The sequence below is a fragment of the Pantoea wallisii genome (genome assembly GCF_002095485.1).
GTDB lineage: Bacteria > Pseudomonadota > Gammaproteobacteria > Enterobacterales > Enterobacteriaceae > Pantoea > Pantoea wallisii.
In genome coordinates, this window is sequence record NZ_MLFS01000036.1 from 40,570 (window position 1) to 48,907 (window position 8,338).

Sequence of the window (8,338 nt, forward strand, 5' to 3'; positions counted from 1 at the left end):
ATTAGGAACCGAAATCGGTCATACCGTCATTTCCAACGTTTGTTGCAGGAGCATTAACCATGCGTTTTACCTCTTCATTACTGGCGTCGCAGGCTGCGACGTCGGGTTTCGTGCTGCTGTGGGGCAGTGCCGCAATTTTCTCCCGGCTGGGTCTCAATAACGCTTCACCTCTGGCGTTATTGATTGTGCGTTTTAGCGTGGCGCTGTTGGCGCTGCTGTTGATCGGCGCTTTCCGCCGGCGCTGGCTGCCGGAGGCGGGAACACGCCAAACCGTGCTGATTACCGGATTAATCCTGATAGGCGCTTATTCAGTATGCTATTTCCAGGCAATGGCTGAAGGTGTTACGCCTGGCCTTATCGCTACCATTATGGGGATTCAGCCGATTCTGACGCTTTGTCTGATTGAAAGGCGGATGCAGGGGATGAGGCTGGCTGGCCTGCTCATTGCACTGAGCGGCCTGATGCTGCTGGTGTGGCGTAGCCTGGCGGCGTCGCACCTGCCGATTAGCGGGATTCTGTTTGCCCTGGCGGCCCTATTGTGCATGACGTTTGGCGCGATCATGCAAAAAAACATTTCTCAACATCCGGCTCAGGTGCTGCCGCTCCAGTATGCAATCAGTCTGCTGTTGTGCGTGGCGCTGCTGCCCGTTAAGACGTTTCACATCAGTTTTACGCTCAATTTCTGGATTGCCGTGCTGTTTCTTGGCCTGATGATTTCGGTGGTTGCACAGCTGCTGCTCTACCGGCTGTTAAGCCGTGGCAGCATTGTTAATGTCACCAGCCTGTTCTATCTGGTACCGGTCATTACGGCTCTGCTGGATTATCTGCTGCTGGGCAACGCCTTGCCGGTGTCCGGACTGGTGGGGATGGGGGCCATTCTGGCAGGGATTATGCTGGTGTTTCGTATACCATGACCGACGTCATCGCATCGCATCCCGCCATTCAGCGGCCATAGTACGATGACCTGGCCGTGTCGTGGCTGGCTGAATGGGCCGCCACGACACGGCCAACCAGAACGCATCTACCCGTGATCGGTCAATGCCTGTGCGGCACAGATCAGCGCCAGATGGCTCAGGCCCTGCGGCATGTTGCCGCGCCACTCGTCGGTGCGCACATCGAACATCTCATTAAACGTCTCGACGTTGCCGCGCTGGCAGAGCTTATCCAGGATCTCCCGCATCGCCTTCTCGGCACGATCGCACTCGCCCATGGCGGCCCAGGCTTCCACCAGCCAGAATGAACAGGCGATAAAAGTACTCTCCTCTTTATCCACGCCACTGTAGCGGTAGAGCATGGCGCTGCCGTTGCCTAAATCCTGCTGAATGGCACGGTAGGTGGCGCGCATACGTTCCGGATTTACACTATTACCGTAGTGATGCACCAGCGCCAGCGCGGCATCCAGTTGATCTTCGCTCTCCGGATAAAACAGGTAAGCCTGCTTTTGTTCTGACCAGCAGTGCGCCTCAATCCACTCGCTTATCCGATCGCGTTCACGCTGCCAGCGCTTCAGCCACGTGGGTTCGATATGGCGCGCTTCTGCCATGGCCACAGCGCGATCCAGCGCCAGCCAGCACGCCATTTTAGAGTGCGTGTAGTGCTGCTGCTCCGGTAACTCCCAGATGCCGCTATCTTTCTGCCGCCACAGATCGGCGCAGTGGTTGGCCAGGTCTCCCAGCATGCGAGACGTGGCAAGATCGAGAATATGTCCGGCACGGATAAACAGTTCGGCGGTCGCGAGCATATCGCCATACATACTGAGCTGGACCTGATCGCGTGCATTATTACCGATGCGTACCGGCTGAGAATGGTGATATCCGCGCAGTGGGGGATAGTGCTCCGCCGGCACGATGTCGCCTTCCAGCGTATAACAGGCGCGCAGGGCAGTACCGTGGCGAATGATGGTTTTGGAGAGCCACGAGAACGCGGCTTTACAATCCTCCAGCGCGCCAAGAAAAACAAAAGATTTGATGATCAAACAGGCGTCGCGTACCCATGCATAGCGGTAATCGTAGTTCTTCTCACCGCCAATACCCTCAGGCAGCGAGGTGGTTGCCGCAGCAGCCAGCGCACCGGTCGGTGAATACCATAAAAATTTCAGGGAGAGCGCGGAGCGGCGCACGTGTCCGGCAAAGCGGCCGTCGTAGCTCAGGCTGCGCGTCCAGTCGCACCAGGCGGTATGGCTGGTCTCGATACGGGTATCGATAGCCTCCAGATCGGGTACTGCCAGCGGTTCCCGCTCGGTTACCAGCAGCGCCACCAGCGAACGGCTGCCAGGGGAGGTACGCAACGTCGCGGAGATGCGCTCATCATCACGCTTCTCAATGTGCCAGTCATCGCTGGTGCGCAGCATCGCCATCAAATCGGCAATATGGTAAACATCGCCTTGCTCCGTGCTGTCCTGCCAGGGCGAACGGGTCTCCGCGACCGTCCCGAAGCGCAGCGTCAGACGCAGTTTCACTTCGCCATCAACCCCTTCAATGCGCCGCGCGAGCTCACTCCATGGCAGGCGGCCGGCCAGCGTGCTGTTCAGGGATTCAGTCAGCAGTACGCTTCCGTGCTGCGTCACAAAGCGTGTCTCCAGCACGTTACTGTCAGCACGGTAGGCGCGCTCGGTGTGATAAGGCTCGTCAGGTTCAATCTGAAAAAAACCGCCGATCTCCGGGTCAAGCAGGCGGTCAAACAGCGGAGGAGAGTCGAGATTGGGGGCGCACCACCAGTCGATAGCGCCATCGGGAGCAATGAGCGCAACTGAGCGGCCCTCACCAATCGCCGCATAGTCGCCCAGCCGTGCAAATCCCTCTTCACGCATTGGCGAATGCAGAATCTGATTGTTCATGGTTCTTCCCTGTTAGCAGAAACAGCAGCGTGGCTGCCCGCAGGCAGCCACGCAATTCCTCAAACATCGCAGGATCAGAGGGTGCCGGTACCACCGTCAGAGCACCATACCTGACCAGAGGTAAAGCTGTTCGTGGTTTCAGCGAACGTCACATATAGCGGTGCAATCTCAGCAGGCTGGCCCGGACGGCCCAGCGGTGCAGTCGCGCCAAACTGTTCGACTTTCTCCTGCGGCTGACCACCACACACCTGCAGCGGGGTCCAGTATGGGCCAGGCGCGACGGCATTAACGCGAATCTGCTGCTCGCCCAGCTGTTTTGCCAGCGCTTTGGTAAAGGCCGCAATTGACGCTTTGGTTTGCGCATAATCCAGCAGAATAGCGCTCGGCTCATAAGCCTGAACGGAACTGGTGTTAATAATGGATGAACCGGCCGGCAGATATTCCAGCGCCGCTTTGGTTATCCAGAACATGGCATAAACGTTGGTTTTAAACGTGGCATCAAAATCTTCCGTAGAGAGCGTACGAATAGATTCATTAAACTGCTGACGTCCGGCATTATTAACCAGAATATCAAGGCCATCTAATTTTTGAGCCGCCTCTTTAACCAACTGCTGGCAAAAAGATTCGGAGCGAATATCGCCGGGAATAGCCACGGCTTTACGTCCTTCAGCTTCGATTAATTTTACGACTTCTGCCGCATCCTCTTCCTCTTCCGGTAGATAATTGATCGCGACATCTGCGCCTTCACGCGCATAGGCAATGGCTACCGCACGACCGATCCCGGAATCACCGCCGGTGATGAGCGCTTTGCGCCCGGTCAGGCGGCCAGTGCCGCGATAGCTGGTTTCACCGTGGTCAGGACGAGGTTCCATCTTACTGGCTAATCCGGGAATCGGCTGACGCTGTTTGTTAAACGGCGGCTTTGGATACTCCTGGGTAATCAGCGTTTTATTAGTAAATGAAGTCATACTTATCTCCTTGTACAGTGGAACGTGTGAATTAAGCCTGGCAGAGATGTGATATTTGTCACGTAAAAAAGTGACTGACTGATTTTTATTTAAGCGAATGACAATCTGCCCTGAGATTATTTTTAGTTACAAAATCACTAAGATAATGATTATCTAACCTTACACACCAAGCGATAACCCTATAAGCGCATCGGTAGAATTGCAGTGTCGGGAAATGAATCTAAGCTGATTGCATAACTTTACAAAATATCCGGATATTACCGGGTTAATTAAAATAAGCATTGTCGTGTATGAGGCAAAAAATGAGCGAAGCACACTGCACCATTCTCTTTAATGGTGAGCGCCTGAGCGGGGAAGCCAATCAGCCTCTGATTGATTTCCTGCAACAGCAGGGGAAAAAATTGCCTCACGTCTGTTACCACCCGGCTCTGCCGCCGTTGCAAAGCTGCGATGTCTGCTGGGTCGAGGTGGATGGCGAGCGGGTGCGTGGCTGTACACTGCGCACCCGGGAGGGCCTGAAGGTGGTAAGCGAGAGCGCGGTGCTTCAGGCGGCGCAGCAGGAGGGCATGGATCGACTTTTGAATCGTCATGAACTTTATTGCACGGTATGCGAACACAATACCGGCGACTGCACCTTGCATGACACCGTCGCCGATATGCATATTCCGATTCAGTATTACCCTTATCAGCCAAAACCCGATAGCAAAGATCACAGCAACCCGTTTTACACCTACGATCCTGACCAGTGCATCCTGTGCGGGCGCTGCGTTGAAGCCTGTCAAAACGTTGAGGTGAACGAAACGCTGTCTATTGATTACAGCGCAGCACACCCGCGCGTACTGTGGGACGGCGGTACGCAGATTGCCGGATCAAGCTGTGTCAGCTGCGGTCACTGCGTCACGGTCTGCCCGTGCAATGCGCTGCTGGAGAAGACCATGCAGCCCAATGCCGGCCCGTTCACCAATATGGATGAAGATCTGAAACGGCCACTGATTGATTTTGTGAAAACGCTGGAGAACAGCATCGGCATGGAGCCAATCACCGGCATTTCACTGATCGATAATGCGCTGCGCAAGGCGGAGATCAAAAAGACCAAAACCGTCTGTACCTATTGCGGCGTTGGGTGCAGTTTTGAAGTCTGGACGCGCGATCGTCACATTCTCAAGGTGCAGCCGGTCGTTGATGCGCCGGTTAACGGTATCTCGACCTGCGTGAAAGGTAAGTTCGGCTGGGACTTTATTAATAGCCCGAACCGCATCACCACGCCGCTGATTCGCGAGAATGGCCGCTTCCGCCCGGCAAGCTGGGATGAAGCGCTGGCGCGGGTCGCTGAAGGGTTACGTGCCGTAGCGCGCGATCACGGTGGTAACGCCATCGGCTTTATTGGTTCAAGTAAAGCCAGCAACGAGGAAGCGTATCTCACTCAGAAAATCGCCCGTCTGATTTTTGGCACTAATAACGTGGATAACTCGTCGCGTTATTGTCAGAACCCGGCCACCGAAGGGCTGTTCCGCACCGTGGGGTACGGTGGAGATGCCGGCACGCTGCGCGATCTGCAACAGACGGCATTGATCATTACCGTGGGCAGTAATCTCGCGGAAAACCATCCGGTCTTCGCATCACATATAAAACAGAGCCATAAACACCACGGCCAAAAGCTGCTGGTGGTGGATCCGCGTCGCCACGAAATGGCTGAACGCGCCGACTGCTTCCTGCGCATCCGCCCGGGTACGGATATGGTGTGGGCATCGGCGATGGCGAAATATATGTTCGATCACGGTTATGCCGATGAGGCTTTTCTGGCGGCCCGGGTTAATCAGGTTGATGCCTATCGCGCGTCACTGGCGCCCTTTACCCTGGAGATGGCGAGTGAGGTCACTGGCCTGAGCATTGAGCAGCTCACCGAAGCAGCAGAGATGATTGGCCGCGCCGAAAGCGTATGCCTGCTGTGGGCGATGGGGATTACGCAGCATAGCCACGGTGCGGATGCCAGCACTGCGCTCTCTAATCTGCTGCTGGTGACCGGCAACTATGGCCGCCCGGGCACCGGCGCGTATCCGATGCGCGGTCACAACAATGTGCAGGGGGCCAGCGACTTTGGCTGCCTGAGCAACGTCTATCCCGGCTATGAGAAAGTCAGTGATGAAGACGCCCGACAAAAGTGGGCGCGCGCCTGGGGTGTCGCGCCGGATGCGCTGTCGGCTGAGCCCGGTCTGGATAACTTTATGATGGTGCAGGAGGCCCACGAACAGCAGCTGCGCGCCATGTACATTATCGGTGAAGACACCGCCTTCTCTGATGCCGATGCCAGCAAGGTGCATGAAGCGTTCAGTAAACTCGATTTCATGGTGGTGCAGGACATCTTTATGAGCCACACCGCGCAGTTTGCTGACGTGGTGCTGCCAGGATGCCCGAGCCTGGAAAAAGAGGGCACGTTCGTTAACACCGAGCGGCGCATTCAGCACTTCTCCGCCGCGCTGCCGCCGCTGGGCGAGAGCCGACCGGACTGGCAAATTCTGACAGAACTAGCCGCACGGCTGGGCCATGTATGGAACTACCCCAATCCTGGCGCGATCATGGCAGAAGCTGCCAGTATCGCGACGCTGTTTGCCGGCGTCAGCTATGAATATCTGGTGGGCTGGCAGTCACAGCTTTGGCCGGTAAAAGCCGATGGCAGCAGCACACCGCTACTCTACACCGATACCTTCCCGTTCCCGGACGGCAAAGCACGGCTCTATCCGCTGGAGTGGCAACCGCCGATGGAGGCGCCGGACGCGGAGTACGATCTGCTGCTGAACAATGGCCGCATGCTGGAGCACTTCCAGTCGACCAATCAGACCGGGCAGGGCGGGCGCATCACTTCACTTTCGCCCAACTGGTTTGTCGAGATTTCGTCGCAGCTGGCACAGCAGCGGCAGCTGGCAGAGGGCGATTGGGTGATGCTGCGCTCGCGGCGCGGTGAGCTTCAGGTCCCGGTGGTGATTACCGAACGCGTGGCCGGTAACGTCCTGTTTATTCCGATTCACCACGGTAAACCGGGCGTGAATGGCCTGACGGGCGATCACCACGATCCTGATGTGAATACGCCAGCCTATAAAGAGATTGCCGTCAGTATGCAGAAACTGGCGCGCGCACCGCAGCCGCATCCGATCCCGCTGCATAATTTCCGTCACGGGCAGCGCACCCCGCTGGATCATCTGCCGGTTGAACAGAAGTGGCAGCAGCCTGATTACCGCGAGCCGCCTGAACACGTAAACCACCCGGAGAAGAGCTAATGGCCGAACCCCTTGACTATCAGCCGACCCCGGCACGCACCGAACCGACCGCGCAGGAAGCGCTGAACGAGCTGCTGGAGAACTTGCATCAGCACGGTTTTTTGCGCCTGGCGAATGATGTTGTCAAAGCCAACAATGACATCGGTAAAATCCTGGCGGCAGGCCTTAACCGGCCAGGTACGCAGAATGCGGCGCAAAATCTGTCGCTGCTGTTTATGACGCTGAGTACCATTCCGCCGGAGCGTTTCAATCATCTGCTGCTGGCGCTCCGCGATGCGCTGCTGGCGATGAAACCTGCGAGCGATGCTGCACAGCAGGAGAAAGCGGCGCCAGGCGTTAGCGGCATCCTTAAACTGCTTAATGATGAGTCCCTGTGGCAGGGCATTCGCCCGCTGCTGGCGGCGCTGGAGACCTTCTCCCGTGAGATGCAAAGCGAGGAAGAGAAGCCGATAACCCGCTATAGCGGTAAGCCGAGCCGTGACTAGCCCGGAGTGGGTATTGCTGATCGCCAGGGCGCAATTTGCCCTGACTATGGGCATGCACATTACTCTGGCGGCCCTGACGCTGGGCCTCGCACCCTTTCTGGTCTGGTTTGAAGCGCGCTGGCTATGGGGCAAACTTCCGGAGGCGCGCCAGGCGCTGCATTTCTGGATAAAGATCTTTGCCCTGACCGTTGCCATCGGCACCGTTTCCGGCGTGGTGATGGAGTTTCAGTTCGGCACGCACTGGTCGGTTTTCGCCAGTAAGGCCGGCGGTATTATCGGTCCGCTGATGCTGTATGAAGTGCTGGTGGCGTTTTTTCTGGAGTCCGCGCTGACCGGCGTGATGCTGTTTGGTTTTGACCGGGTACGCCCGGGCGTGCACTTTGCCGTGACCTGCCTGGTGGCGTGTGGCGCGGTGCTGAGTGCTTTCTGGATTCTGGCCGCCAACTCATGGATGCAGACGCCGGCCGGGTTCAGTATCAACGAGGCGGGGCAGTTTATTCCGGACAGTGGCGCCAGCCTGCTTGCGGCACCCTCCTTTGGCTGGCGGCTGGCGCACATGTTGCTGGCATCCTGGATTAGCGTGGCTTTCCTGCTGAGCGGCGTTGCGGCCTGGCGTCTGCGCCGGCATCCGGCAGAGGGCGCCAGCCGGTTGATGCTGCGCTGTGCGCTGACGGTATCGCTGATTGCTGTGCCGCTGCAGCTGGTGGTGGGCGATCTGCAGGGGGAAAATACCCTGGCCTGGCAGCCCGCCAAGCTGGCGGCGATTGAGGGCAG

At 57.3% G+C, this 8,338-nt stretch carries 6 protein-coding genes; 4 read left to right on the top strand and 2 right to left on the bottom strand.

Annotated features, from left to right (window positions below; translation table 11 throughout):
- Positions 1-59: 59 nt before the first annotated feature.
- Complete coding sequence (locus HA48_RS13530; RefSeq protein WP_128601779.1) at positions 60-914, top strand: DMT family transporter; 855 nt, start codon at positions 60-62, stop codon at positions 912-914.
- Between the two features lie 107 nt (positions 915-1,021).
- Here the strand turns inward: HA48_RS13530 and HA48_RS13535 are convergent, their stop codons facing one another.
- Both HA48_RS13535 and HA48_RS13540 read right to left on the bottom strand, forming a co-directional pair.
- Positions 1,022-2,836 (bottom strand): glycoside hydrolase family 15 protein, encoded by a 1,815-nt coding sequence (locus HA48_RS13535; RefSeq protein ID WP_128601780.1) that lies wholly within the window; start codon positions 2,834-2,836, stop codon positions 1,022-1,024.
- Positions 2,837-2,910: 74 nt separating this feature from the next.
- Entirely contained in the window at positions 2,911-3,804 is an 894-nt protein-coding gene (locus HA48_RS13540; protein WP_128601781.1) for an SDR family oxidoreductase, read from the bottom strand.
- A 302-nt stretch (positions 3,805-4,106) separates the two neighbouring features.
- Here HA48_RS13540 and fdhF point away from each other — a divergent pair, with 302 nt between their 5' ends.
- From fdhF to HA48_RS13555, 3 genes are all read left to right on the top strand, one after another.
- Positions 4,107-7,079, top strand: coding sequence for a formate dehydrogenase subunit alpha (fdhF, locus tag HA48_RS13545; protein ID WP_128601782.1), 2,973 nt, complete (start codon positions 4,107-4,109; stop codon positions 7,077-7,079).
- Positions 7,079-7,564 (top strand): DUF1641 domain-containing protein, encoded by a 486-nt coding sequence (locus HA48_RS13550; protein WP_128601783.1) that lies wholly within the window; start codon positions 7,079-7,081, stop codon positions 7,562-7,564. Before fdhF ends, HA48_RS13550 begins: the two co-directional genes overlap by 1 nt.
- Before the next feature lie 13 nt (positions 7,565-7,577).
- Positions 7,578-8,338, top strand: a 761-nt coding sequence (locus HA48_RS13555) for a cytochrome ubiquinol oxidase subunit I (RefSeq protein WP_244182850.1), incomplete at its 3' end; no start/stop codon positions are given.

What these genes read in the sequence shown, in the direction of transcription:
- fdhF (WP_128601782.1), top strand. Translation starts at nt 4,107, where the DNA reads ATGAGCGAAGCACACTGCACCATTCTCTTTAATGGTGAGCGCCTGAGC.
- HA48_RS13535 (WP_128601780.1), bottom strand. Translation starts at nt 2,836, where the DNA reads ATGAACAATCAGATTCTGCATTCGCCAATGCGTGAAGAGGGATTTGCA.
- HA48_RS13540 (WP_128601781.1), bottom strand. Translation starts at nt 3,804, where the DNA reads ATGACTTCATTTACTAATAAAACGCTGATTACCCAGGAGTATCCAAAG.
- HA48_RS13550 (WP_128601783.1), top strand. Translation starts at nt 7,079, where the DNA reads ATGGCCGAACCCCTTGACTATCAGCCGACCCCGGCACGCACCGAACCG.
- HA48_RS13530 (WP_128601779.1), top strand. Translation starts at nt 60, where the DNA reads ATGCGTTTTACCTCTTCATTACTGGCGTCGCAGGCTGCGACGTCGGGT.